General features: G+C 52.9%; 23 protein-coding genes and 2 tRNA genes. 5 read left to right on the top strand and 20 right to left on the bottom strand.

Annotated elements, in window-relative coordinates; genetic code table 11:
* Positions 1-10: 10 nt before the first annotated feature.
* From V7Z75_RS03570 to V7Z75_RS03495, 16 genes are all read right to left on the bottom strand, one after another.
* Entirely contained in the window at positions 11-1,117 is a 1,107-nt protein-coding gene (locus V7Z75_RS03570; protein ID WP_334107236.1) for an OmpA family protein, read from the bottom strand.
* Positions 1,118-1,198: 81 nt separating this feature from the next.
* Complete coding sequence (locus tag V7Z75_RS03565; RefSeq protein ID WP_334107235.1) at positions 1,199-1,909, bottom strand: (5-formylfuran-3-yl)methyl phosphate synthase; 711 nt, start codon at positions 1,907-1,909, stop codon at positions 1,199-1,201.
* Positions 1,906-2,481: a DUF447 domain-containing protein gene (locus tag V7Z75_RS03560; RefSeq protein ID WP_334107234.1), complete on the bottom strand. Its 576-nt coding sequence runs from the start codon at positions 2,479-2,481 to the stop codon at positions 1,906-1,908. The genes V7Z75_RS03565 and V7Z75_RS03560 overlap by 4 nt, the downstream gene beginning before the upstream one ends.
* Positions 2,478-4,040: a DUF6513 domain-containing protein gene (locus V7Z75_RS03555; RefSeq protein ID WP_334107233.1), complete on the bottom strand. Its 1,563-nt coding sequence runs from the start codon at positions 4,038-4,040 to the stop codon at positions 2,478-2,480. Before V7Z75_RS03555 ends, V7Z75_RS03560 begins: the two co-directional genes overlap by 4 nt.
* On the bottom strand, positions 4,016-4,555 hold the full coding sequence (locus V7Z75_RS03550; RefSeq protein WP_442919870.1) for a flavoprotein: 540 nt from the start codon (positions 4,553-4,555) through the stop codon (positions 4,016-4,018). Before V7Z75_RS03550 ends, V7Z75_RS03555 begins: the two co-directional genes overlap by 25 nt.
* Positions 4,556-4,571: 16 nt before the next feature.
* The gene (locus V7Z75_RS03545; protein WP_334107231.1) at positions 4,572-5,894 is read right to left on the bottom strand and encodes an adenylosuccinate synthase; all 1,323 of its coding nucleotides are present in this window, start codon (positions 5,892-5,894) and stop codon (positions 4,572-4,574) included.
* Positions 5,895-5,915: 21 nt separating this feature from the next.
* Complete coding sequence (locus V7Z75_RS03540) at positions 5,916-7,079, bottom strand: ATP phosphoribosyltransferase regulatory subunit (RefSeq protein WP_334107389.1); 1,164 nt, start codon at positions 7,077-7,079, stop codon at positions 5,916-5,918.
* A gap of 23 nt (positions 7,080-7,102) precedes the next feature.
* Positions 7,103-7,288, bottom strand: a complete 186-nt coding sequence (locus tag V7Z75_RS03535; protein WP_334107230.1) for a DUF2065 domain-containing protein — start codon at positions 7,286-7,288, stop codon at positions 7,103-7,105.
* 15 nt (positions 7,289-7,303) lie between these two features.
* Positions 7,304-8,188: a protease modulator HflC gene (gene hflC / locus V7Z75_RS03530; protein ID WP_334107229.1), complete on the bottom strand. Its 885-nt coding sequence runs from the start codon at positions 8,186-8,188 to the stop codon at positions 7,304-7,306.
* Entirely contained in the window at positions 8,188-9,357 is a 1,170-nt protein-coding gene (gene hflK / locus V7Z75_RS03525; RefSeq protein ID WP_334107228.1) for an FtsH protease activity modulator HflK, read from the bottom strand. The genes hflC and hflK overlap by 1 nt, the downstream gene beginning before the upstream one ends.
* A gap of 24 nt (positions 9,358-9,381) precedes the next feature.
* Entirely contained in the window at positions 9,382-10,509 is a 1,128-nt protein-coding gene (hflX, locus tag V7Z75_RS03520) for a ribosome rescue GTPase HflX (RefSeq protein ID WP_334107227.1), read from the bottom strand.
* A 22-nt stretch (positions 10,510-10,531) separates the two neighbouring features.
* Positions 10,532-10,777: an RNA chaperone Hfq gene (gene hfq / locus V7Z75_RS03515; RefSeq protein WP_334107226.1), complete on the bottom strand. Its 246-nt coding sequence runs from the start codon at positions 10,775-10,777 to the stop codon at positions 10,532-10,534.
* A 272-nt stretch (positions 10,778-11,049) separates the two neighbouring features.
* Positions 11,050-12,447, bottom strand: a complete 1,398-nt coding sequence (gene gltX, locus V7Z75_RS03510; RefSeq protein ID WP_334107225.1) for a glutamate--tRNA ligase — start codon at positions 12,445-12,447, stop codon at positions 11,050-11,052.
* Between the two features lie 127 nt (positions 12,448-12,574).
* On the bottom strand, positions 12,575-14,008 hold the full coding sequence (locus V7Z75_RS03505; RefSeq protein WP_442919860.1) for an efflux transporter outer membrane subunit: 1,434 nt from the start codon (positions 14,006-14,008) through the stop codon (positions 12,575-12,577).
* A gap of 8 nt (positions 14,009-14,016) precedes the next feature.
* The gene (locus V7Z75_RS03500; protein ID WP_334107223.1) at positions 14,017-17,133 is read right to left on the bottom strand and encodes an efflux RND transporter permease subunit; all 3,117 of its coding nucleotides are present in this window, start codon (positions 17,131-17,133) and stop codon (positions 14,017-14,019) included.
* Between the two features lie 12 nt (positions 17,134-17,145).
* The gene (locus tag V7Z75_RS03495) at positions 17,146-18,345 is read right to left on the bottom strand and encodes an efflux RND transporter periplasmic adaptor subunit (protein WP_334107222.1); all 1,200 of its coding nucleotides are present in this window, start codon (positions 18,343-18,345) and stop codon (positions 17,146-17,148) included.
* A gap of 131 nt (positions 18,346-18,476) precedes the next feature.
* Here V7Z75_RS03495 and V7Z75_RS03490 point away from each other — a divergent pair, with 131 nt between their 5' ends.
* Together V7Z75_RS03490 and V7Z75_RS03485 are read left to right on the top strand one after the other, a co-directional pair.
* A complete protein-coding gene (locus V7Z75_RS03490; RefSeq protein ID WP_334107221.1) occupies positions 18,477-19,109 on the top strand; it encodes a TetR family transcriptional regulator in 633 nt (210 codons plus the stop codon).
* A 66-nt stretch (positions 19,110-19,175) separates the two neighbouring features.
* The gene (locus V7Z75_RS03485; RefSeq protein ID WP_334107220.1) at positions 19,176-19,496 is read left to right on the top strand and encodes a hypothetical protein; all 321 of its coding nucleotides are present in this window, start codon (positions 19,176-19,178) and stop codon (positions 19,494-19,496) included.
* A 40-nt stretch (positions 19,497-19,536) separates the two neighbouring features.
* Here the strand turns inward: V7Z75_RS03485 and rimO are convergent, their stop codons facing one another.
* From rimO to V7Z75_RS03465, 4 genes are all read right to left on the bottom strand, one after another.
* Entirely contained in the window at positions 19,537-20,862 is a 1,326-nt protein-coding gene (rimO, locus tag V7Z75_RS03480) for a 30S ribosomal protein S12 methylthiotransferase RimO (RefSeq protein ID WP_334107388.1), read from the bottom strand.
* 59 nt (positions 20,863-20,921) lie between these two features.
* Complete coding sequence (locus tag V7Z75_RS03475; RefSeq protein WP_334107219.1) at positions 20,922-21,707, bottom strand: ZIP family metal transporter; 786 nt, start codon at positions 21,705-21,707, stop codon at positions 20,922-20,924.
* Positions 21,708-21,939: 232 nt separating this feature from the next.
* Positions 21,940-22,024, bottom strand: a tRNA-Leu gene (locus tag V7Z75_RS03470).
* Between the two features lie 49 nt (positions 22,025-22,073).
* Positions 22,074-22,149: transfer RNA gene (locus V7Z75_RS03465), tRNA-Asn, on the bottom strand.
* Between the two features lie 265 nt (positions 22,150-22,414).
* On the opposite strand from V7Z75_RS03465, the gene V7Z75_RS03460 reads away from it, so the two are divergent.
* The 3 genes from V7Z75_RS03460 to V7Z75_RS03450 all read left to right on the top strand — a co-directional run bounded on the left by V7Z75_RS03460 (position 22,415) and on the right by V7Z75_RS03450 (position 25,402).
* A complete protein-coding gene (locus V7Z75_RS03460; RefSeq protein WP_334107218.1) occupies positions 22,415-24,664 on the top strand; it encodes a nitric-oxide reductase large subunit in 2,250 nt (749 codons plus the stop codon).
* A 39-nt stretch (positions 24,665-24,703) separates the two neighbouring features.
* A complete protein-coding gene (locus V7Z75_RS03455) occupies positions 24,704-25,036 on the top strand; it encodes a cupin domain-containing protein (RefSeq protein WP_334107217.1) in 333 nt (110 codons plus the stop codon).
* Between the two features lie 117 nt (positions 25,037-25,153).
* Positions 25,154-25,402, top strand: coding sequence for a hypothetical protein (locus V7Z75_RS03450; protein ID WP_334107216.1), 249 nt, complete (start codon positions 25,154-25,156; stop codon positions 25,400-25,402).
* The last annotated feature ends 102 nt before the right edge of the window (positions 25,403-25,504 follow it).

Genomic DNA, 25,504 nt, shown 5'->3' with positions numbered 1-25,504 from the left:
TAGGCCTTGATTATTCGCCAGCGCGTTGTACTTCGATTTCAACCACTACACGACGGTTAGGTTGCAGGCACTCGATTGCCTTCTTGCCGCGTACGCCAGCGCACTCAGCAACAGGCTCGCTCTCACCCTTACCAACTGCGTGCAGGCGACTTTCTTCGATACCTTGGGAAATTAGGTAGTTCTTAACGGTGCTTGCACGACGCTCAGACAGCTTCTGGTTGTAGTTTGCATCACCGATACGGTCAGTGTGACCAGTGATCAGAACCAGCTCAACTTCTGGGTGAGCCTTCATCTTTTCAACTACGTCAGCGTTCAGTGCTGCCTTACCTTCTTCCTTCAGGTTGTCCTTGTCGAAACCGAAGAGAACTTCAGAAGACAGGGTAACCTTTTCGAAAGCTGGCTCTGCAGGACCAACTGGAGCAGGTGCAGGCTCTGGAGCTGGTTCTGGTGCAGGAGCTGGCTCTACATAAGCAACTGGCTCTGGAGTTGGCTCAACAACAGGCGCTGGCTTAGGAGCGCCGAAACGGAAGATCGCACCCAGGTTCAGGTAAGTGTTGCCAACGGTTTCATTGCCATGGCCTGTGAAGCCATTAGCAGAGTTATTACCAAAGTCAGCACGGCTCCAAACGTGACGCAAGTCAGCTTGCAGACCAAAGGACTCGTTGAACAGGTACTGTGCACCAAAACCAACGTTGGCCATCCAGGATGTCTTCTTGTCGCCAAGATCAACACCACCAGCGGTGTAGTCAATGTTGTTGCGAGCAGCGCCAACACCAGCCAGCAAGAATGGACGGAACTTGTCGCGGCTGAAGAAGTACAGCGCATCAACGCCGAACAGAGTCTGACGGTACTTGCCGCTTACGCCGTCCAGATCGTTATCAGCACGGTTGTGGCTCAGACCAACCTGCACATCCCAGTGCTCGCTGATTTCCTTACCAAACTTCAGGAAACCACCAACGCTACGGCTTTTTGCTTCAAGGTCGCTATCTGCGTGCATGACATTAACGCCAGGCAACGCATACCAAGCACCATCATAAGCAACATCATCAGCAGTCGCTGCGGATGCGGCAAATGCAAAAGCTCCAGCAACTGCCAGACCAATCAGATTTTTTTTCATTCAATTAACTCCATATATGACTAACGGACGGTTCGACTATACTTAATGCATAAAAGCTACGCAATAACATCACTTCTCAAATCAAGCCAGATCGGCACTTACAGCTAATTTGTTGCAATTATACAACAGCCCACTCAATGCAGCCACCCTGCTTTTACAAAGTCGCGCAACCCGATCAAGTCCTTCGCATGCCGCACCTCTCATCCCTATATACGAAGGATTCAAGCGGGCGATAGTGTCGATATTTTCCATCTTCAAGGACCCCGCTAAGCCAGTCTGCAAACCCTCAGCCATCTGCAGGAACATTTGCAGCTTTTCCTGCTCAATATGCGCCAACAGATTGCGACCATCCTTATTGGCCGTATCCAGCATAACGCCCCAGAAACCTGCCTTGCGCAGTAATGGCAATAAGGCGAACTGCGGGGAAAGATCGGCCATCAGCACAGCCACTATGCTCAGATGATGCTGCACAATCAATGGCTGCAATGCCTCGACACAGGCAGCGTTGCTGCGTTCGTCACCAAAAAAACCAACCTTGATCAGGTCTACACCCGTCGCTGCCATTTGCATGACGGCCTCGCACACCTCTATCGGCTGCATAGGCAAATCACCGGTAGTAGCGCTGGTAATGCGCCTACCATTCACAGCAGCTACCGCCTCGGTGACCACAGATAATGGCAAGGCACCCAAGGCACCCTCTAGCGGATTCTTCATATCAATGATATCTGCCCCACCCTCCAGCGCCAGCAGGGCCTCTTCAGCAGATATAACGCTTACGAGCAACTTGCTCATGCCAGGTTGCTCCCTGCCATCATGGCCTTATGATTTTCCACTTTGTCGATCAGCCACTGCCAGGCTTGCAGCTCTTTTTCGCCCGCAGTCTTGTCTATGGCGATGCTGAGATACTCCAGTTCGGCATCAATCTTTTCTATTGGCAACATATGCAAACGACTGACCAGTACAGCCAGCTCAATCACGGCTGCCTGCGCTCGGTTGAACCCACGGAAGGGAGTGTGCATTTCTTCATGCACGATACGGAAATACAACTCAGGTCGCACCTCATCATCCCGCACCTCAACCAGCTCCAACTCCTGATGCGTCAATGCTGAAATCAGTACCTGGCCATTCACCTGGGTGGCAGGACGCAATGGCCAATCACGGTGCCCAGTCAGGCTGCCGGCGAACACCCGCACATCATCAGTAAAATTCAATACTGCTTGCCTGGTCGCCAGCAAATTATCCAGCGTGGTGGAAGGCCTGAAGGGCGCAATGAATATCAGGCCTTGATGTTCACGAACACCAAACGGCGCGATATGAGGAATTCCATCGCTGCTCACCGAGGTCAGTATGCTTTCATATATCATGCGTCTTTTGCCTTTACTGCCCGGCGCGGGCCGCAAGTAGGTTCTTCTTCTGTAGTGGGATTGGTTTCAGATTTTTCTACCCTTCGAGGGCCGCATGTCACCTCTGCAGCGACAGCCTCTGTTTTTTCAATTTTACGCGGCCCGCATGTGGATTCAGTTCCATTCGCCTGTTGCTCGCGCTGCTTTTCCTTGGCTGCGTCCCGGTGAGCCGCCCTGCCTTCAGGATTCTTGCCAGGCGTAGCGCAACCCCATTCCAGTTCCTCATCCTGGCTGTAGCGTTTTTTCAGTTGCCAGGCAATTTGCGCCCGCGCTAACTCCACACCAAGGTAAAACGCATGGGAGCCATCCTCATCGACATTCAGATGAGGATACAACCGGAACGGGTCAGTATCACAATGCATGCCATCGCGATTAAAAACATGCATGCCCTGCTCGCTGATAATCACGCGGAAACTGGGGTCTTTGATCTGCGAGGCCAGTTCTGCCACCTCTTCCGGGGTATAGGTAAAGGGGCGTTTATCATGCAGGCCCAGCAGACCATTGCTGTAATCGCGAGGCAACCGGTTTTCTTCGCGTGCAGCATACATGATGCGACGTGCAATATCTGCCTCCGCCACTGCAAATGTGGCATGGGTACTGACGGAGGTCGCCAGCACTGCGTTGATGCCAAGTTCAGTGATCATGCCGAACAACATGGCGTTGATGCCAGTGGTATCCGCATCGGTGAGTTCCGTCAGGTTGCCAACGCCCATCATGATGTCAATCTCTGGATAACGCTTGCGTAGACGCTGATAGCGCACGATGGAATCAGTAAAGCCAAACGGGATAGGATCAAGAATCGCATCGGCGATAAAAGGCCGTTCGCGCTTCTGCATTCCCTCAATAGCACGATACAGGGAGCGCAGGTTGGTAGGTGTCGTCGGGATCAGAATCGGAATGGCATCCACCTCATCCACAATCCATAAGGTTTTTTCCGTCAGGCTCAACAGGTAATCCGCTCCAGCTTTGCCAGCTAGCAGCAAATCGTCCGGGTTCAGGGAGTCCACACTGACTTTGAAGCCTTGCTGCTTGAGCGCTTCGATCGAATCCTTGAGATGGGGAAAAGGCGTATTGGGCAAGCAACCGAGGTCCACCACATCAGCGCCTTGGCGCCTGAATTCCTCGGCGCGGGCAATAACGCCTTCAACCGTCAGTTGCGGCGCCTCGACAATCTCGGCAAAAATCTTGACATCATATCGGGACAAATCCACCTCACGCCCTCCTCTGCCAAAGAACTGCGGCAAATCCTTGAGATCATCCGGGCCACGCTCTACCGGGATACCATATTTTTCCACCAACATGCCCAGATCGCCCTTACACAACCCAGGCACAATGATGCGATTGGCGTCTCCTGCATCTGGCAAGCGGCGCAGTATCAATTGCGGTGTCATCAATGCTGCGACTGTGACGCCGAGTTGCGCCACGCGGTAGTTGAACTCGGTCGGCTGCATATCTTCCAGGATTTTATGCAGGCTTTTTTCTGCGAGTTTTCCCGTCAGGAAGAGGATGTTTTCAGACATGCGAGCCTGGCCTGAATAGCTGCCTGCAATTGCTGCATATCACTGACTACGGTTGTCTCTTCAAATGTAGCCAGTTTTTGGATATTGTCCAGGTCAATCCGGCGAGGATATACCGTCACCATATTGTCGCGTGGCGCTTCCGATTCCACTTCTGGCGCGGTATCGCAAGCAAACACGATACTGGGCACACTGCATTTGCCAGCCTGCGCATAGACATTGGTTACCAGTGTGTCAGAAATACCGCACACCATCTTGGCAATGGTATTGGAGGTCGCAGGCGCGATTACCACGGTATGGTAGTGCCCGTAATAAAACATCTCTACGGGTACTGCGCTGGCGGTCTTGTCCTGGAATATTCGTGCCATATTATGTTTGTAACCATACTGTTGCAGCACTTCCATCCCGGCACGGCTCAAGAACAAATCCACATCTTCAAGACCATCCGCGATTTCCAGACACTCTCGCAGATAATGGCCCGAGCCAGTAATCGCCCAGGCCAGTCTTGATTTTTCTATCGTCTTCACGCCAGCCTTACACTCCAAATGGATGGCGCAACACAATGGTTTCGTCGCGCTCGGGCCCTGTGGAAACAATATCCACCGGCACCTCGCACAAGGCTTCCAGACGTTTCAGGTAATTGCGGGCGTTGAGCGGCAAATCCTCCCAGCGGCTAATGCCGAAGGTGTTTTCATCCCAGCCGGGCAAGGTTTCATAAACCGGCTGGCAACGCGCAACATCTTCCGCGCCTACAGGCAGCAGATCAACCGGCTTGCCATCCAGCTCATAACCGGTGCAAATATTCAGCTCCCTGATACCATCCAGCACATCCAGCTTGGTGATGCACAAACCGGTCAAACCATTGATGCGCGCAGAACGGCGCAATGCCGCAGCATCGAACCAGCCACAGCGGCGCTTGCGCTTAGTGACGGTGCCAATTTCACGGCCCTTGGTGGACATCTGGTAGCCTGGGCAATCCTCGGTTTCAATGTCGAGCTCGCTCGGGAATGGGCCGCCGCCCACGCGCGTGGTGTAAGCCTTGGTAATGCCCAGTACATAATGCAGCATGCCAGGTCCGACCCCGGTACCAGCCGCAGCCTGACCGGAAATACAGTTGGAGGAAGTCACATAAGGATAAGTACCGTGATCCACATCCAGCAAGGTACCCTGCGCGCCCTCAAACAACAGGTTTTGACCTGCCTTGTTGGCATCATAGAGCGCAGCGGAAATATCGGTGATCAATGGTTGCAGCAATGGCGCCTTGGACAGCGCATCGTCAAGCTGCTGCTGATAATCCACGGCTTCTGTGTTCAAGTATTTCGTCAGTACAAAATTGTGGTAATCCAGCACTTCGCGCAGCTTTTCCGCAAACTGCTCAGGATAGAACAGATCGTAAACACGCAAAGCACGGCGCGCAACCTTATCCTCATAAGTTGGACCTATGCCCTTGCCTGTGGTGCCAATTTTGCGGCCCGGGTCACGCGCAGCTTCGCGCGCCTTGTCCAGCCGCACATGGTAATCAAGAATCAGGGGACATCCAGGGCTAACTTTCAGCCGATTGCGCACTTCAAGCCCGGCTTTTTCCAAACCATCAATCTCGAAAAGAAGATGGTTGGCATCCAACACCACGCCGTTGCCGATATAGCAATTCACACCCTCCCGGACAATGCCGGAAGGCACCAGGTTCAGCTTGTACTCACGCTGTGAAGCGCCTTGGCCAATGACCAGCGTATGCCCGGCATTATGACCACCCTGGAAGCGCACTACACCTTGGGCATGATCGGTCAGCCAATCCACGATCTTACCTTTACCCTCATCCCCCCATTGGGTACCGATAACAACGACGTTCTTACTCATGAATAGATCCAATAGATAGATTTATAACTCGGGAGCGGCAATTACAACCCACTCGCCATTTTGCTGAACCAGCATGCGATCACAGCCCAATTCCGCGCGATGAGATTCCTGCCCTGGCAGATCCTGAATCACTATATGCCCTTGGGAACGCAGGCTCTCAATTGTCTCGTCCAGCAATGCATCGCCCATTGATGGAGCAAATATGGCGTTCGTCATCTCGACCACTGGCAATGAACTCACCACCCCTCGCAAATCAAGACTGAATCCCGTTGCCGGGCGAGCACGGCCAAAAATTGCTCCCACTTCGTCATAGCGTCCGCCTCTTGCCAGAGGACCGGCATATCCTTGCGCGTAAGCCGCGAAGACCACACCGCTGTGATAGTGGTATCCACGCAACTCTGCAAGATCAAAACAAACCTTGACATCAAGGTCAGCCAGACTCGCGCCGATTGCTCTCAAATCATTCAGCGCGTGCTGGATGCGGGCAGTCTGCGGCAAGCGCCTGACCGCCTCATCCAGCACGCTGACATCCCCATTTAGCTCGGTCAACGCACACAAAGCGGCCAAGATATCCTGGCTCAGGCTACGCCCTAATTCGCGCACAGCAGCTTGGTCCTTGCTTTGCAAAGCAGCATACAACTCCTGCTCCAGGGTTTCATCAAGCTCCACACCTTCTACCAGGCTGTCAAAAATACCGACATGGCTGATATCAATGTATAAGGTACCTAATCCGACGGCATGCAAAGCCTTGACCATCAACCGCTGGATTTCAATATCGCTTTCGATATCCGCATGCCCATAAAGCTCGGCACCCACATGCAAAGGCTCGCGGCTGCGGGCCAGGCCATCCGGCGTAGTACGCAACACACTTCCGGCATAGCACAGGCGGGTCACTCCCTGGTTATCCAGCATATGAGCATCAATACGCGCAGTTTGCGGCGTCATATCCGCCCGGATACCCATAAGCTTGCCAGTCAATTGATCGACCACCTTGAAAGTGGCAAGATCTAGATCATGGCCAATACCGGCTGTCAGTGACTCCATATATTCCATCATGGGAGGAATCACATATTGATAACCATGCACCTTGAACAAATCCAACAGATTACGGCGCAATTGCTCAACACGAGCCGCCTCTGTGGGGAGCACATCTTCAATGTATTCAGGAAGTAACCAGTTACGTATCATTATTTTTTGAGATTTTTAGGCTAGTGCGACAGGAGCACAATCACCAGTCCTGCGAGCATTGAAATCAGCCCGACAAAACGCAGCTGCCCATCCTTCATTTCCACCATGCGTTGGAATGTCTGCTTCCAGGCCTGTGGCGCGATCAAAGGCAATACTCCCTCAATCACCAACACCAGGCCGAAAGCAAGCAACAAGCTGGAATTCAAGGTGAGCTTTCCTGATTACTTGCTCGCGCCGCCTGTGCGGCCAGAGTTGCGCATATATTTGAAGAAATCAGAATTAGGCTCAAGCACCATCACATCGCTCTTGCTCTTGAAGCTGTTGCGGTAAGCATCCAGGCTGCGGTAAAAGGCATAGAACTCAGGATTCTTGCTATAAGCCTGAGAATAGATTTCTGCAGCTTTGGCATCGCCCTCACCCTTGATTTTTTGCGCTTCGCTGAATGCTTCAGCAACAATGATTTCACGCTGCTTATCGGCATCCGCACGGATTTTTTCAGCTTCACTGGCACCAAGCGAACGGCGTTCATTGGCCACACGCTTACGCTCTGCTTCCATACGCTGATATACAGACTCACTAACTTCTTGCGGCAAGTCCACGCGGCGCAAGCGTACATCCAGCACCTGGATACCCATCTGGCGCGAATCACGGTCAGCACGTTCGCGCAGGATATCCATAATCTGACTACGCTCGCCCGACACTACCTCATGAATAGTGCGCTTACCAAACTCGGCACGCAGCCCGTCATTCACTGTTTGCGACAGGCGTCGCTCTGCCTGCAATTCGTCGCCCTTGACGGAGACATAGTATTTAGCAGGGTCGACAATGCGCCACTTGATGAATGAATCCACCAGCACGTTCATTTTCTCGCTGGTCAGGAAACGATCAGGCTCCACCCAGTTCAAGGTCAGGATACGCTTATCGAAATAGCGAACGTTGTCCACCAGCGGTACCTTGAAGTAAAGGCCTGGCTCCTTCTTCACCGACACGATTTCGCCTAGGCGGAATACCAAGGCATATTCACGCTGATCTACACTGAAAGCAGACAAGCTCAACAGCAGCAAGGCTGCAATCAGGCCTATCAACACTGTTCCAAGATTTTTCATTATCGACTCTCCCTGTCACGGCTACGGAATGAGTCACGTGAACGCTGAACATTGGCAGTATCCAGTTCCGGCAAGCTACTTGGCGTAACAGGCTGTACAGCCGCAGCAGAAGGATGCGCACCGGAAGCGGAAAGCAATTTATCAAGTGGCAAATACAGCAAGCTATTATTACCCTTCTGGTCAACAATCACCTTGCTGACACTGGACATGATCTGCTCCTGGGCGTCCAGGTACAAACGCTGGCGCGTTACTTCAGGAGCACGCTGATATTGAGTCAGAATCTGCTCGAAGCGGCTTGCGTTACCCGTTGCCTCATTTTCGACGCGCAACTTGTAACCTGCCGCCTCTTCCAAGAGACGGGAAGCAGTACCGTGCGCACGCGGGACTACATCATTGGCGTAGGCATAGCCTTCGTTTTTCTGACGCTCCCGATCCTGACCAGCCTTCACAGCATCATCAAAAGCGGCCTGCACCTGCTCAGGAGGTTGAGCATTCTGCATCGTTACGTTGACAACATTCACGCCGGTGGAATAACGGTCGAGTATTTCCTGCATCATCTTCTTCGTCAACGCAGCAATCTCTTCACGCCCTTCGTACAAGGCAAAGTCCATCTTGCTCTTGCCCACAATTTCACGGATAGCCGTTTCGGCAATGCCGCGTACAGACTCCTCTGCAAAGCGATTGTTGAAGAGCGTATCTTCCACATTCTTCAGGTTATATTGCACGGCAAACTGCAGATCGATGATATTTTCGTCATCCGTCAGCATGAGAGATTCCCTGAGCTCACGCCCACGACCGCTGCCACCCTCAGCAGAACGATAGCCGACTTCCACAGTACGTACCTGCTCCATGTTGACCACAGTCACGCTTTCAACCGGATAAGGCAAGTGCCAGCGCGGCCCCGGCATGGTCGTTTCGACATGCTTGCCAAAACGCAGCACTACCCCACGGGAACCCTGATCAACAATATAAAAGCCTGTTGCGAACCAGATCACAGCCACCAAACCCAATACTGGCAATACAGGAATTGCCTTGGCTTCTGGAGGTTCACCTGCCCCGCCATTTCTTCCAAACAAACCGTTCAGCTTGCGACTGAGCTGTCGGAACACTTCATCCAAATCGGGCGGACCATCGTTGTTACGATTGCCCCAACCGGGATCGTTAGCCATGCATTACTCCGAAAAATCAATAAATTATGCGTTAAGGTAAGATTGAGACAGTTTATCGTGCAATGTCCGCTGGTGCTCAAGCAATGCTTGACGCAACAGATCCATTCCCTCGCCAGTCATGGCAGACACGCGTATTTTCGAGATTCTACCATATTCGTCACGATCCAGCCCCGGTGCGATTCCGACACGATCAATCTGGTTCAGCACCAGTATCTGCGGCACATCCTGCGCGCCAATTTCGGACAACACCAGATTCACCTGCTCGACCTGCTCATCTCGACTCTCACTGGCCACATCCACCACATGAAACAGCAGGTCAGCTTGCGCCGCCTCTTCCAGCGTTGCGCCGAAAGCTTCCACCAGGGCATGCGGCAAATGCTTGATGAACCCCACCGTATCAGAGATCACCACGGGACCGCCATCGGGAATATAAAGCTTGCGCGAAGTAGTATCCAGGGTGGCGAACAACTGGTCTGCCGCATAAACGCCAGACTGGGTCAGCCGATTGAACAAGGTTGACTTGCCTGCATTGGTATACCCAACCAGAGAAACAGAAAGCACTTGAGAACGCCGACGAGCTCGGCGCTGCATACCACGTTGTTGCTTGAGCTTATCTAGCTTTTCGCGCAATTGCTTGACGCGAATACGCAACATGCGCCTATCCAGTTCAAGCTGGGTTTCACCTGGGCCACCGCGAACGCCGATACCGCCTTTTTGCCGTTCGAGGTGAGTCCAGCCGCGCACCAGCCGTGTGGACAAATGCTCAAGCTGAGCAAGCTCGACCTGTAGCTTGCCCTCGTGGCTTTGCGCGCGCTGCGCAAAGATATCCAGAATCAATCCAGTCCTGTCTATCACCCTCGCTTCGAGCAACCTTTCGAGATTACGCTGCTGGGAAGGGCTGAGGTCGTGATTGAATACTGCGACCTTGGCTTCCACTGCCTGCATGGAGGCAAGCAATTCGTCAGCCTTGCCGCTGCCAACAAAAAACTTGGGGTCCGGTTTTGGGCGACAACCTTCCACCACTCCTGCAATCGACATGCCTGCACTGATTACAAGTTGCCGTAGCTCTTGCAGACTGTCCTCATACCCCGAATCACCAAAATCCACGCTCACCAGTACGGCAGCATCCCCACCGACTGGCCGATCAAACATATAGATAGAGACTCAACGACGATCAACCTTCAGATGAGGGGGCTGGCCCATGTGGAATGGAAACCGCGCGGCCAGGCACGATAGTGGAAATAGCATGCTTGTATACCATCTGGGTGACAGTATTCTTGAGCAGGATGACATATTGATCAAAAGAATCCACCTGCCCCTGCAGCTTGATCCCGTTAACGAGATAAATGGAAACAGGCACGTGCTCCTTGCGCAACGTGTTCAGGAAGGGGTCTTGTAACATCTGCCCTTTAACGCTCATTTTGATGCTCCTTTAACTTGTAGTTGTATATATAGGGAGTTTTATTCTGCCGAGTAACTGTACGTGAAAAACTTTCCCCAAGCCAGAGATTTGCTATGCAAGACCCAACAAACCCAAGCTTCTCATTGATGGGGCCGATTTACTGAAAAACAAGCCTGTTTTTAACGCTTCAACCCCATCAACTTCACATTAGGACTGCCTGCCCGCTAAATTGTTCTACCGTGGAGCAGGCTTTTTTAAGGGAATTAATTTATACCCTTTCTTTAAAACTATTAAGCCTGCAAAACAGCCTTTATACGAGCCAATCCCTCGTCCCTGCCCAAGAGTGCCATCACTGCATCGATACTGGGAGATTGCGCGCCGCCAGTCAGCATGACGCGCAATGGCATGGCGATCTTCGGGAATTTCAAGCCATTTTCAGTCACAGCAGCCTCAATAGCTTCGTGTAGTCTTTCCTGCGTCCAATTCATATCCTCCAACCTCTCGAACAAGGCAGTGAGCACCGGCAATATCTCCGGCGTCACATGCTTTGCCAATGCCGCCACATCAATCTGTGGTTTCTGGTAGAAATAAGCAATACTATCGGCGAGCTGGTTAAGAGTATTGGCACGGTCGCGATAAAGCGCGATCACAGCTTGCAGATCCACGCCAGGATGAACAGTCACGCCAGCCTTAGCCAAGCGCTGGGCGATATCTTCTGCCAAACGGCCCAGGTCGGCTTGCTTGATGTAATGTGCATTGAGCCAGTTAAGTTTTTCAGTGTTGAACTGCGCCGCAGATGGCGTGATATGGTCGAGATCGAACCATTCGCAGAATTGTGCCATGCTGAAAATCTCATCGTCACCATGTGACCAGCCCAGTCGGGCAAGATAATTCAGCACGGCTTCAGGCAAATAGCCATCTTCGTGATACTGCATCACGCTGACCGCACCATGGCGTTTGGATAGTTTCTGTCCATCGTCGCCCAGAATCATGGAGAGGTGGGCATATTGCGGAATATCCGCCCCAAGCGCATGCAGCAAGTTGATCTGACGTGGCGTGTTATTCACATGGTCGTCGCCACGAATTACCTGGGTAATGCCCATGTCCCAATCGTCCACCACTACGCAGAAGTTATAAGTCGGCGTGCCGTCGGCACGCGCAATGATCAGGTCATCCAATTCTTCATTGGAAATGCTGATCTGCCCCTTGACCAAGTCATTCCACACCACATTGCCGCTCAAAGGATTCTTGAAGCGTATCACCGGCGGAATATCTGCCGGCATATCAGGCAATGCCTTGCCTGCTTCGGGACGCCAACGGCCGTCATAACGCGGTTTCTTACCTTCTTTCATCTGTTGCTCGCGCAGGATATCCAACTCTTCCTTGCTGCAATAACAATGGTAGGCCTTGCCTTCATCCAGCAGTTTCCGGATGACTTCCTTATATCTATCCATACGCTGCATCTGATAGAACGGGCCTTCATCCCACTCCAAGCCCAGCCAGCTCATGCCATCCAGGATGGCCTGCACTGCTTCAGGCGTGGATCGCGCTACATCCGTATCCTCGATACGCAACACAAACTGTCCCGCATGCTTGCGCGCGAAAGCCCAGGAAAACAAGGCAGTCCTGGCACCGCCAATATGAAGAAATCCAGTGGGGCTAGGAGCAAAACGGGTGCGTACGGTCATGGCAGGCAACTATCAGTGAAAAGGTAGAATTTTAACATGGGCATCCAACACAGTCGCATTCAGCATCTGGACACTCATAAAAGAAAACCGGGACATGCCCGGTTTTCACTTCACTATTCAAGCGAGATCAGTTCCCGGCTTGCTGCTCGGCCTGCTCATACCCCTGCGCAGTTTTCCAGCCGCCGCCCAGCGCCTTGAACAAATCCACCGTCGCCGTCAGTCGGGCTTGGCGGCTCTGAATAAAGGTCAGCGCAGCATCGTTGTAGGTGCGTTGCGAATCCAGCACATCCAGATAGGCGGAATAACCAGACTTATAGCGGTTTTCGGCAATCTGCCAGGCTTTCTTGGCGGACTCCTGGCTGATATTCAGCGCATCTTCACGCTCACGATTTTGCCGTACGGTTACCAGCGCATCATTCACTTCCTTAAACGCGGTTTGAATCGTGCCTTGATATCCAGCCACGGCCTGTTTCTGCCTTGCCGTTGCCTGGTCTACCCTGGCTGACAGTCGTCCGGCGTTGAAAATAGGCAGGCTCAGGCCGAAACCTGCCGACCAGATGCGTGAAGGCGCTTTCAGCAGATTGCTCAAATCCGCGCTTTCGCCGCCGTAGATGGCAGTCAGGCTGATGGTTGGGAACAATGCCGCTTTCGCCACACCAATCTGCGCATTTTCCGAGATCAAGATCTGCTCGGCTTCTCGCACATCCGGTCTGGCCTCAAGCAAGCTCGAAGGCAAGCCAACTGGCGGTACTGGTGGGATCGGCAAATTATGAATGTCGCCATCCGGCACCCGCAACGTGAGATCACCGGTCAGCACGGCAAGCTGGTGTTGCACGACTTCGCGTTGGCGCACTAGGTCCGCAATCTGCGCCACCAAGTTGGAATTAGCCACTTCCGCCTGATGCACATCCAGCATTGAAACAGCGCCACCATCGAACAAACGCCTGGTCAGCGTCAGGCTTTCTTCCCGGCTTTTCAGGCTGTCTTGCGACACAGCAATCTGGGCTTCCAGACTGCGTAGCAGGAGATAATTGTTGGCAACCAGCCCTGAAAGCGAAAGGCTTACCGTATCCTTGGCAAAGTAGGTTCCCAACGCCTCGGCGCGCGCCGCCTCGCGTGCGCGGCGCAGCTTGCCCCAGAAATCGAGCTCGAAAGAAGTCCCCAATTGCAGGTTGACGCTCTCACGGATCGTCGGCATCGTGGAAGACAACGGCACTGCACCGGTTTCCGTGACGCGTTGCCGCGCCCCGCTGGAACTCAGGTCAACCTGTGGATACAGCAGAGCACCTGCTTCACGCAGGGCAGCCTCGGCCTCCTCGATCCTCGCCACTGCCCTGACAATATCCAGATTGTCGGCAAAGGCTTTATTCATGAGGTCATTCAATACTGGATCATGAAAATTCTCCCACCAATGATCCAGTTCGAGTGCAGCCTGTCCATTTTCCTGTGCGCCATCCGCCACGCTGAAACTGGTCGGCAGCTTGGTTTCAGGCCGCTGGTAATCAGGTCCGACCATGCAGCCTGTCAATGCCAACGCGACAGCAACATGTATTAAATTCATACGCAACATCATGCTGTTTCCTTGAAGTCATCGTGATGCACACGGCTACTGGTGTTGCCAGACAACCACGTAAAGAACATCGGTATAAAGATAGTGGCAATGAAAGTCGCCATCAACATGCCGCCGAACACGCCTGTACCCATGGATTGACGCGCAGCAGCGCCCGCGCCTGTGGCAATCACCAGTGGCACGATACCCAGCACGAAGGCCATTGAGGTCATGACAATCGGGCGGAAACGCAGGCGCGCAGCCTCAATCGCCGCTTGTTTGATCGGCAAGCCCTCTTCCAGCTTCTGGCTGGCAAATTCCACAATCAGGATCGCATTTTTCGCCGCCAGGCCAACCAGTGTCACCAGGCCGATCTGGAAGTAGATGTCATTTGGCATGCCTCGGAATAGCACTGCCAACAATGCGCCCACCAGTGCGAACGGCACTGCCATGATCACCGCCAGGGGCAAGGCCCAGGTTTCAAACTGCGCAGCCAGGATCAGGAACACCATGATGATCGCGAAACTAAAGGCGAAAATCGCGGCATGCCCTGTCAACTTTTCCTGGTAGGCCTGGCTGGTCCATGCCAACTGGTAGCCATCAGGCAAGGTTTCATTGGCAATTTTCTCGACCAGCTTGATCGCATCACCGGAACTGACGCCAGGCGCGCCGCCTGCCATTACCTTGGCGGCCAGCAGACCCTGATATCGCTCTAATTGCTCGGCACCAACAATTTCACGCACCTTGCTCAGGGCGGACATCGGTACCATTTCACCAGTAGTTGCAGAGCGCACATAGACACGCCCTATATCTTCCGGCGTCATGCGATAGGCTGGCTCTGCCTGCAATTGCACGCGATAGGTACGCCCCATGCGGTTGAAGTCATTGATATACAACGACCCCATGGTACTTTGCAAGGTGGCATATACATCTGCAATCGCCACGCCCAAGGACAATGCCTTGGCTTCATCCACCTCAATCGACAATTGCGGCACAGTGGGACGGAAGAAGGTATTGATACCGGTCAGACGCGGCTCCTTGCGCATAGCATCTATCAGGTTATTAATCACTTCCGACAAATGCAGCGGATTCGTATCTCCACGGCTTTGGATATACATTTCCATACTGCCTGAGCTACCCAATCCACGAATGGCAGGTGGATTGAAAGCAATCGCCATGCCGTCCGTCTGCATCATGCCAATACCAAACAAGCGTTGCACGATCTGCTCCGCAGTGGTAGTACGCTCATCCCAATCCTTCATCCGCACAAACATGGTCGCGGCGCTAGTCTTGTTGCCACCGCCGATCAAGTCGAAACCATTGATAACGAACTGGCTGGCCACTGCCGGGTCTTCGGAAATCGCCTTGCGCACCCGCTCCATGGTATTGGTGGTACGGGAAAGGCTGGCACCATCCGGCATGATGGCTGCAGTCACGACGTAGCCCTGATCTTCAGGCGGCACAAAACTGGTTGGCACCGTGCGGAACAGATAAACCCCGGCTGCAATGATGCCGATAAACACTACCGCTCCGATAATGCGGTGACGCAAGGTCAAACCCACTGTTGCAGTATAAAAGTTGGTCAGCTTTTCAAAGCCACGGTTGAACGGCCTGAACAACCGCGATTCGCCATGCACATGCTTGAGCAATATGGCACACAGCGCTGGCGTCAATGTCAGGGCCACGATGCCGGAAATCACTACAGCGACAGCAACAGTTACCGCAAACTGGCGATAAAGCTCACCAGCGATACCGCCCATGAACGCCACCGGCACGAATACGGCACACAACACCAGCACAATCGCCACCACGGCGCTGGACACCTGCTCCATGGATTTGATCGCAGCATGCAGTGGTGACAGTTTCTCCTGACTCATCAACCGCTCGATATTTTCCAGCACCACGATCGCATCATCCACCACGATACCGATCGCCAGCACCATTGCGAACAATGTCAAAGTGTTAATGGAAAATCCAAACAGCCACAAACCGGCAAACGTCCCGATCAGGGAAATCGGTACTGCAATGATAGGAATCAAGGTCGCACGCCAGTTTTGCAGGAACAGGAACACCACCAGCACCACCAGCACCATGGCTTCCGCCAGGGTATGCACCACTTCGCCGATGGAAGCCTTGACGAAATCACTGGTGTCATAAGGAATGCGGTAGTCCACGTCCTCCGGGAAGCGCTCCTTGAGTTCATCCATCTTGGCCTTGATGGCATTCGCCGTATCCAGCGCATTGGCGCCAGTCTGCAGGAACACAGGAACACCCGCACCGGGCTGACCATCCAGCGTGGTGCGGATATTGTAGTTCTGTGCGCCCAGCTCAACACTGGCAACATCCTTGAGGTACAGCACACCGCGCGGACCATCGGCCTTGATAATGATATTGGCAAACTCCGCAGGCTCGACCAATCGCCCCTTGGTTGTCACGGTATAGACGATCTGCTGATCCGCTGGCACCGGATCCTGACCAATACGGCCCGCAGCGTACTGAGCATTTTGCGCGGTAATGGCAGCCGCGATATCGCTGGTTGTCACGCCCAATTGCGCCATACGGTCAGGCCGCAGCCAGACGCGCATGGAGTAATCCTGGGTACCGAATACCGTTGCATCGCCCACACCTTTGACGCGTTTCAACTCATCCAGCACATTCAGGGTGACGTAGTTGCTCAGGTAGAGCGGATCATAGGTTTTATTGGGAGAAATCAGCATCAACGCCATCAGAATATCGTTCGAGCGCTTCTGCACCACTACACCAGTACGCCGCACCTCTTCTGGCAAGCGCGGAGTAGCGATATTGACGCGATTGCTGACGTTGAACGTCGCCTGATTCACATCCGTGCCGGTTTCAAAGGTCACGGTAATCGTCAAGGTGCCACTGGAGTCGGCGCTGGACTGGTAGTAAAGCAGGCCCTCGATTCCGCTGAGCTGCTCCTCAATCGGCGCAGCGACTGTCTTGGAAAGCGTTTCCGCACTCGCACCAGGATAGGTCGCGGTCACCATGACCGTTGGCGGTGCGATCTGCGGATATTGCGCAATTGGCAACTGGAATGCGGCAGCAAGTCCAGCCAGCACAATGATGATCGATACTACCGAGGCAAATATCGGTCGGGTAATAAAAAATCTCGTCATGATTGTTCTCGCTTACGCCAGCTTGCTATGTGCTTTATCGGCAGATTTCTGCGGCTCGGCTGCAGGTGCGCCCTGCTCTGCAGGAGGATGCGGTTGCAATGGCGCGCCTGGGCGAATCTTGATCAGGTTATCCACAACCACCTTCTCGCCTGCGTTCAAGCCGTTCAGGATAACCCAGTCGCGGCCTTGCCAGTCCCCCGTCACCACCGGACGCACCGCAGCATGATTGTTTTCATCCACGACATAAACAAAACGCCCCTGCTGGGAACTCATCACTGCTGTCTGCGGCACCAGGAATACGCCTTCACGTTCGCCGACAACCACCTTGGCACGCACAAACTGGCCTGGCAGCAATTTGCGCCCCGCATTAACAAAGGTAGCTCGTAACTGCTGCGTACCTAGTGCAGGATCAATCTGGCTTGCAGCAAAGTTAAGCTTGCCGCCCTCGTCATATTCAGAGCCGTCAGGCAACTTCAATGTGATTTTCTTAACGCTTTTTTCAGTGACCGCACCACCGAGCTGCTGTAGTTCATTATCAGACAGACTGAAACGTACCCAGATCGGAGAAAGCTGTACCACAGTCGTCAACAGGCTGCTGTTGGCAGAAACCAAAGCGCCTTCGGAAAACTGGAAGCGGCCAGATATGCCGCCAACAGGCGCAGTCACCTTGGTATAGGAAAGGTTTAACTCAGCTTCGCGCACGCTAGCCTGTGCCTGTAAAACCGCTGCCTTGGAGACATCGTTGTCGGAAACAGCATTGTCATATTCCCGCTGACTGATGGAATGAGATTCCAGCAAACCCTTCAAACGATCCGCCTCACGACGGGTCTGGGCAACTTTGGCTTGCGCCTGCTCCAATTGGGCTCTGGCCTGCTCAAGCGCGATTTGATATGGCACTGGATCAATCTGAAACAGCACCTGGCCCTCCTTGACGGGAGCTCCTTCGTCATACAAGCGCTTCAGCAAAATGCCACCGACACGGGGACGAATTTCCACTTCGCGCGCACCCTCTGTCTGCGCTACGGCCTCAGCGGAAACAGGCACGCTGGCTGGATGCATTTCCAGTACAGTCACGGGCATTGCCTGGGGAGCAGCCTGAGCTCCCTGCTGTCCATCTTTACTACAGGAAACCAGAGTAAAAGCCGCCATCATGGCGAGGACAATTTTTTTGCCAGCATACAGCCCGCCCATACTGGTATGACCTTGATTCATCACACGTACCTTCATATATAACCCCATGTCTTATAAACAAATATCTTGCTTACATTCAATAACGACTGTAAATTATATACAATCACGTTTGTATGTAAAACTGTTTTCTTACTAAGGATAATCATCACTTCATGGCTCGAAAAACCAAAGAAGATGCTGAACTCACCCGCCAGCGGATCATCACTGCTGCGCGTGAAGTCTTCGCAAAACGAGGCGTCAGCCACTCCACCATGGAACAAATCGCCACCCATGCCCAAGTTACTCGCGGCGCCGTATATTGGCACTTCGCCAACAAAATCGAGCTATTCCAGGCTATGCGCGACCAGGCCATGCGCCCTTTCATCGAACATATAGACGCTGCCATCCTTGACCCGCAGTCAGAAGATCCGCTTGCCTGCATCGAACATATTTTCGTCAATACCATCAAGACATTGGAACAGGATTGCTCTACCCGGCAGACCTATGAAATCATGATGGCAAAATGTGAATATGTCGATGAGTTCAACGATGTGCTACAGCAACTGCTCATCTACTGCCGCGTGTTTGTGGCAAAAACACAACTACTTTACGAAAAGGCAAAACAAAAAGGACAGATTCATCCAGATTTGGATCCAGCTGCGTTAGCAATGGATACGCACATGTTTTTTGGTGGCGTCATCCATATGTGGATCAAGGATAATTCCAACCTGGGGTATCGTTCCCAGGCCTACGATCTGATCAGGCAGCATATCAACCTGAGACGCGTCACCCAGATCAGCCGCTGATTTCATGAACCTTGTAAAGTCTTTTCCATAACGATATGATTCGAAAAATTATTGGGAAGCAAAATCTTGGATATTCACAGCGGCGAGATCTATGGCAAACAAACCGGCAACAAGTTTGTCATGTATCACGTGCTCAAGGTTGGCAAAAGCTCCCTCACCCTGCAGAACATAGATAATCCACTCAGCCTGTTCGAAACCACTCCGGAAAAACTACAGGCTTCGGGTTATATTCGCATCAGCCAGACGCCGTATGTCAATCTTCACTCGACAGGCAAAAAACGTAAACTCATGAAAAATCCGACGCGCTGCCCGCATACCCTGGATTTTCTGGAAGACCGTGCGGACTCGGAACGCCCCGCGCCCATCATGCCCGACCTATTCAGCTAAGTCAGGCGTTCGTTCTCTTACCTCCAGGCCCAGTTCAGTTTCAGTTCCGCGCAGGCGGCGCAGCCCAAAGGTCATGTCCATCTGAATTGACAATCTGCGCTTCAACCAGGTCGCCAGGCTGCAATCCATCCGCGCCAGACAAATACACCACACCGTCAATCTCCGGCGCATCCGCAGCAGTGCGTCCTATGGCTTCATCGCCATCCACCTCATCAATCAACACGGTTTCAATACGCCCGACCTTGGCCTTCTGTTTTTCCGCGCTAATTGCTTCCTGCACCTCCATGAAGCGCGCCAGGCGCTCCTGTTTCAACGATTCCGGCACATGCTGATCAAGCGCATTGGCCGCCGCACCATCCACCGCTGAATAGGCGAAGCACCCCACCCTGTCCAGTTGGGCTTCCTGGAGAAAATCAAGCAAATGCTCAAAATCCTCATCGGTTTCGCCGGGGAAGCCGACAATGAACGTGCTGCGAATCGTGATATCCGGACAGATATCGCGCCATGCCTTGATGCGCGCAAGATTGTTCTCGCTGCTGGCCGGGCGCTTCATTGCCTTGAGTATGCGTGGGCTGGAATGTTGAAACGGCACATCCAGGTAAGGCAGGATCAAGCCATCCGCCATTAACGGGATAATTTCATCCACATGCGGATAGGGATAGACATAATGCATGCGCACCCAAACGCCGAAATCACCAAGCGCACGCGCCAACTCCGTCATCCGAGTTTTGACCGGGCGGCCATTCCAGAAGCCAGTACGATATTTCACATCAACGCCGTAAGCACTGGTGTCCTGTGAAATCACCAGCAATTCCGACACGCCGGCATTGACGAGATTTTCTGCCTCCGTCATTACCTCGCCTATCGGACGGCTCACCAAATCTCCTCTCATGGAAGGAATAATGCAGAAACTGCAACGATGATTGCAGCCTTCGGAAATTTTGAGATACGCATAATGCTGCGGCGTCAGGCGTATTCCCTGTGGCGGCACCAGATCGGTATAAGGATCATGCAGCTTGGGCAGGTGGGCATGTACCGCCGTCATGACTTCTTCCAAGGCATGCGGACCGGTCACCGCCAGCACGTCGGGGTGAGCAGCCTTGACCACATCGCTTTTCGCTCCCAGGCATCCGGTCACGATCACCTTGCCATTTTCAGCTAGCGCCTCGCCAATCGCATCCAGCGACTCCTCAACCGCGCTATCGATAAAACCACAGGTATTGACTACCACCAGATCGGCATCGTCATAGCTGCCGGAAATCGCGTAGCCCTCGGCTCTTAATTGGGTCAGTATACGCTCCGAATCGGAGGACGCCTTGGGACAGCCCAAGGACACAAAACCAACTTTTGGACTTTGCAAACTCATCATCTATTCATACTTAGTCAATATTAAGGAATCAGCCACCCTGCTCAGGGAAGTACTGATCAACTCACCAACGCACTAGCCAGCCAAATGGAGGCAATACCCAGCCCGATCAACCCGACTTGTTGCAAGGTAGCATGCAACTCGGTGCGCTTATGCAAACCGGGGATTAAATCTGCCACTGCCACATAAATCATGCTGGCAGCTGCCAATCCAAGAATAGTAGGAACCCAGCTCTCAACTAGGCCCAATGCAAAATACGCCCCTACCCCGCCCACCATTGTTGCCATGCTGGACACCAGATTGAACAGTAGAGCCTGTTTCTTGCTATAGCCGGAATGCAACAAAATCAGGAAATCGCCTACTTCCTGCGGAATTTCGTGGGCAATGATAGCTACCGCGGTGACAAACCCCAGGCGCACATCAACCAGGAATGCAGCGGCAATCAATATGCCATCCACAAAATTGTGAAAAGTGTCGCCGATCATGATCATCATCCCGCTACGACCATGATCATGGTTGTGCCCGTCGTGCTGATGATGCGCATGGCCTGCGTGCATCTCGCAATCATCGCCATGGCAATGCCGCCACAACACCAGCTTTTCCAGCATGAAAAACAATAATATGCCCAACAGCACAGTAGCAGACATGGATTCAGTACTGCTGGATATCTCGAATGCATGCGGCAGGATTTCCAGGAATACCGCCCCCAGCAACGCACCAATCGCGTAACTTACCAGCATAGGCACCCAGGTAGGCTTGGCTTTCAGCGCGAACACTGCCGCAGTGAGCACACTCAGCACCCCGCCAGCAATACACACCAGAATAATCGTGACTAATACGGACATAGCTTTAAATTATACGGGATGCCTTTACTCCATATTGCTGACCGGAGCTGTTTTTTTACAGATGAGAATTAGATGTAATTCTCAGATGGAAGAATTTTCGTCAAATGTGTAATTTGTGGGGAATTTGTTCTTATAAACTTACACATGAAACGTCAACAGATGCAAAGTCATTGACCAGAAACTGCGTTTTTATGCGGATTTTGACACTGCACGATAATAAAGGAAAATATTATGGTGCGAAAGGAGAGACTCGAACTCTCACGCCTCGCGGCGCTGGAACCTAAATCCAGTGCGTCTACCAATTCCGCCACTTTCGCTTGCTCTATAGTTTGCCAAGGTCCGCATTGCGCAGACCTTTTGGTAGTTTGGCTCCCCGACCTGGGCTCGAACCAGGGACACACGGATTAACAGTCCGTTGCTCTACCGACTGAGCTATCGGGGAATCGATAGGGGCGCCATTATCGCATATCAAAACAAAAATGCCAGCGATTTTTAAGAAAGTATTTTAAATGCGAGCTGAATATCATCAGTACCAGAGGCTACTTGATATCCGAGGCAAACAATCTTGAGGACTAATCCCATAAAAATCCCATGGATTCTTTCATTTTTGATGCAATTTCAGGTTATATTATCCCTAAAATAAAAATGGTATAGCGCCGCAATCCCATCGCGCCAAACCATAAGCCAACCTCAAGGAGAAAGAATAAATGGGCGCTTACAAGAAGCTCTGGTTCACCCTCATCGCCGTTCTGACTATCACACTCACTATTCTTGGCTATTACGGAGCAGAAATTTACCGCTTGGCTCCTCCAATTCCCGAAAGAGTGGTGAGTACTGATCAGCGTCTGGAATTCAGCCGGGATGACATCCTACAAGGACAATCCCGCTGGCAATCCATCGGTGGTATGCAAATCGGCTCCATCTGGGGGCATGGCGCTTACCAGGCGCCTGACTGGACGGCGGACTGGCTGCACCGCGAGTTGGTGGCCTGGCTGGATATCGCGGCCAACGACATGTACCAAAAAGCTTATCAAGACCTTGATGCCATCCAGCAGGCCGGACTGCGCGAAATGCTCAGGCAGGAATACCGCGGCAACAAGCTGGACGACACTGGCACCCTGACGCTGACGCCGCGTCGGGCCGAGGCCATTCAACAGACCACTGCCTATTACGAAGCCCTGTTCTCGGATGACCCTGCGCTCAAGCAAACACGTGTTGCCTTCGCCATGAAGGACAACACCCTGCCTGGCACGGAGAATCGGCAGAAACTATCCAATTTCTTTTTCTGGACCGCATGGGCGGCAGCTACCGAACGTCCTGACAGCAAGATTACCTATACCAATAACTGGCCGCATGAGCCGCTGATCGCCAACGTTCCCAGCAGCGAGAATATCTTGTGGTCCATCGGCAGCGTGGCGCTGTTGCTGGCAGGTGTTGGCTTTCTGGTATTGGCCTGGTCCATCCTGCGCAAGGAAGATGAAACCGTGCCGGTAGCGGGAAAGCTCGACCCTATCTCCGGCTTTACTCTCACACCCTCCCAGCGTGCATTGGGGAAATACCTCTTTATCGTGGCGGCGCTGCTGGTGTTCCAAGTGTTCATTGGCGGCTTTACCGCGCATTACACCGTGGAAGGGCAAGAGTTCTATGGGGTGAATGTATCCCAGTGGTTCCCTTATGCCCTCACCCGAACCTGGCATATCCAGAGCGCCCTGTTCTGGATAGCCACGGGTTTTCTGGCTGCCGGCTTGTTCCTCGCCCCCATCATCAATGGCGGACGTGACCCGGCTTACCAAAAGCTGGGCGTGAATATCCTCTTCGTGGCACTACTGATCGTCGTAGTAGGCTCCTTCCTCGGCCAATACACCGCGATTGCCAATATCATGCCGATCAATTTCAACTTCTGGTTCGGACACCAAGGTTATGAATATCTTGACCTTGGTCGCTTCTGGCAAGCTGCCCTGTTCATCGGCCTGTTGCTGTGGCTGGGCCTGATGTTGAGGTGCATGGTTCCCGCCCTGAAATCAGGCGATAGCGACAAGAACTTGCTGGCGCTGCTCACCGCCTCTGTCGTTGCCATCGGCCTGTTCTATGGCACGGGGTTGTTCTATGGCGAACACAGCAATATTTCAGTCATGGAATACTGGCGCTGGTGGGTGGTGCACCTGTGGGTGGAAGGCATCTTCGAGGTCTTCGCCACTGTTGCACTGGCCTATATCTTCATGTCGCTGGGCCTGGTGTCGCGCACCATGGCGACCACCGCCAGCCTGGCCTCTGCCTCGCTGTTCATGGTGGGCGGCATTCCTGGCACTTTCCACCATCTCTATTTCTCCGGCACGACTACTCCGGTCATGGCTATAGGGGCCACCTTCAGCGCGCTTGAAGTAGTGCCGCTGCTGGTGCTAGGCCATGAAGCATGGCATAACTGGCATATCCACACCCGCGCGCCTTGGCTCAACAACCTGCGCTGGCCGCTGTGCTGCTTCGCAGCCGTCGCGTTCTGGAACATGCTCGGGGCCGGCGTGTTTGGCTTCCTAATCAACCCGCCAATTTCCCTGTATTACATTCAGGGGCTCAACACTACCGCCGTGCATGCGCATGCCGCCCTGTTTGGGGTTTATGGCTTCCTTGCCCTGGGCTTCGTCCTGCTGGTGCTGCGTTATATCCATCCTCATATGATCTTCAACGAAAAGCTCATGAAAACCGGCTTCTGGTCGCTCAATATCGGTTTGCTGCTGATGATCTTCACCAGCCTGCTGCCGATAGGCTTCATGCAATTCCAGGCCAGTTTTACTGAAGGCCTATGGTATGCTCGCAGCGAAGAGTTCATGCAGCAGGCGCATCTGCAAACCCTGCGCTGGATCAGAACCATCGGCGATGTCGTGTTCATCGTTGGCGCAGTGGCGATTGCTACCCAGATCGCGCTGGGCTTGTTCAAAAAACAGGCCCAGCCAAGATAAATCCCAAAGGTACTTAAATCTGAATGGAGGATGACCATCATGAGTATCCAACACTGTGTTCCCGGCGAGATCATTGACATCAGCCCCTTTGGGGGCAATTTTGATAGCGCCACCTCCGCCACCCTGATCCGTGAAAACCATCTGGAGGTGTTTCGCTTCGTGCTCAAGGCTGGCAAGGCTACGCCCGAGCATATTGCTGCGGGCGCGCTCACAATCCAGTGTATTGAGGGTGAGGTTGAACTAGTCTGCTGTGGACAAACCCAACTATTGAAAGCCAATACCCTGGTCTACCTGAAAGAGAATGACGCACACACGGTCAAGGCACTGGCTGACTCCACCCTGCTGATTACCATTCTCCTAAAGCGGGAATAAGCGTTGCCGGGATGGGGCGTAATCTCTGTCTTTCCTACTTGCGCCCGCTGATTTGACACAGGCAGGAAAGACAGCCAACATCACAGCTATCCAGAACCATCCTGAAGAAAATAGCACATGCAAAGCACGATCAACCAAGATGAAATCAACATGCTGCGGACAGAGTTGGAAATACTCATGCGCGAGCGACAGGCATTGCTGAAAGTGGCAGGCGCTGCCGCAAGCCTGGTAGCCGAACTGGACAGCCATGCCCTGCCACCCGGCACCGAAGAATCAGCAGAACTGCTCGCCAGCAATATCAACACCCTCACTGAAGAAACCTTGCAGGATGCCCTGAATTCAGTTCAGGCAGTGATCGCGGGTTAAGTGTCAGTCCTGTTTTCATCCGAAACAACATTCTCCAACACCTGCTCCTTACTGAATTTAGGATGATGCCTTAGCGCTCGCTCATTCTTCCATTCTTAAGGC

This window comes from Methylobacillus sp. (assembly GCF_036844465.1).
In the GTDB taxonomy this organism is placed as follows: domain Bacteria; phylum Pseudomonadota; class Gammaproteobacteria; order Burkholderiales; family Methylophilaceae; genus Methylobacillus.
This window is presented reverse-complemented; position numbering and strand designations above follow the sequence as displayed.

Coding starts and splice junctions, on each gene's coding strand:
- V7Z75_RS03570 (WP_334107236.1), bottom strand. CDS start 1,117: ATGAAAAAAAATCTGATTGGTCTGGCAGTTGCTGGAGCTTTTGCATTT.
- hflK (WP_334107228.1), bottom strand. CDS start 9,357: ATGGCTAACGATCCCGGTTGGGGCAATCGTAACAACGATGGTCCGCCC.
- V7Z75_RS03495 (WP_334107222.1), bottom strand. CDS start 18,345: ATGAATCAAGGTCATACCAGTATGGGCGGGCTGTATGCTGGCAAAAAA.
- V7Z75_RS03565 (WP_334107235.1), bottom strand. CDS start 1,909: ATGAGCAAGTTGCTCGTAAGCGTTATATCTGCTGAAGAGGCCCTGCTG.
- V7Z75_RS03500 (WP_334107223.1), bottom strand. CDS start 17,133: ATGACGAGATTTTTTATTACCCGACCGATATTTGCCTCGGTAGTATCG.
- V7Z75_RS03555 (WP_334107233.1), bottom strand. CDS start 4,040: ATGTCTGAAAACATCCTCTTCCTGACGGGAAAACTCGCAGAAAAAAGC.
- hflC (WP_334107229.1), bottom strand. CDS start 8,188: ATGAAAAATCTTGGAACAGTGTTGATAGGCCTGATTGCAGCCTTGCTG.
- V7Z75_RS03455 (WP_334107217.1), top strand. CDS start 24,704: ATGAGTATCCAACACTGTGTTCCCGGCGAGATCATTGACATCAGCCCC.
- V7Z75_RS03545 (WP_334107231.1), bottom strand. CDS start 5,894: ATGAGTAAGAACGTCGTTGTTATCGGTACCCAATGGGGGGATGAGGGT.
- V7Z75_RS03460 (WP_334107218.1), top strand. CDS start 22,415: ATGGGCGCTTACAAGAAGCTCTGGTTCACCCTCATCGCCGTTCTGACT.
- gltX (WP_334107225.1), bottom strand. CDS start 12,447: ATGACCGTACGCACCCGTTTTGCTCCTAGCCCCACTGGATTTCTTCAT.
- V7Z75_RS03475 (WP_334107219.1), bottom strand. CDS start 21,707: ATGTCCGTATTAGTCACGATTATTCTGGTGTGTATTGCTGGCGGGGTG.
- rimO (WP_334107388.1), bottom strand. CDS start 20,862: ATGAGTTTGCAAAGTCCAAAAGTTGGTTTTGTGTCCTTGGGCTGTCCC.
- V7Z75_RS03490 (WP_334107221.1), top strand. CDS start 18,477: ATGGCTCGAAAAACCAAAGAAGATGCTGAACTCACCCGCCAGCGGATC.
- V7Z75_RS03450 (WP_334107216.1), top strand. CDS start 25,154: ATGCAAAGCACGATCAACCAAGATGAAATCAACATGCTGCGGACAGAG.
- V7Z75_RS03505 (WP_442919860.1), bottom strand. CDS start 14,008: ATGAATTTAATACATGTTGCTGTCGCGTTGGCATTGACAGGCTGCATG.
- hfq (WP_334107226.1), bottom strand. CDS start 10,777: ATGAGCGTTAAAGGGCAGATGTTACAAGACCCCTTCCTGAACACGTTG.
- hflX (WP_334107227.1), bottom strand. CDS start 10,509: ATGTTTGATCGGCCAGTCGGTGGGGATGCTGCCGTACTGGTGAGCGTG.
- V7Z75_RS03560 (WP_334107234.1), bottom strand. CDS start 2,481: ATGATATATGAAAGCATACTGACCTCGGTGAGCAGCGATGGAATTCCT.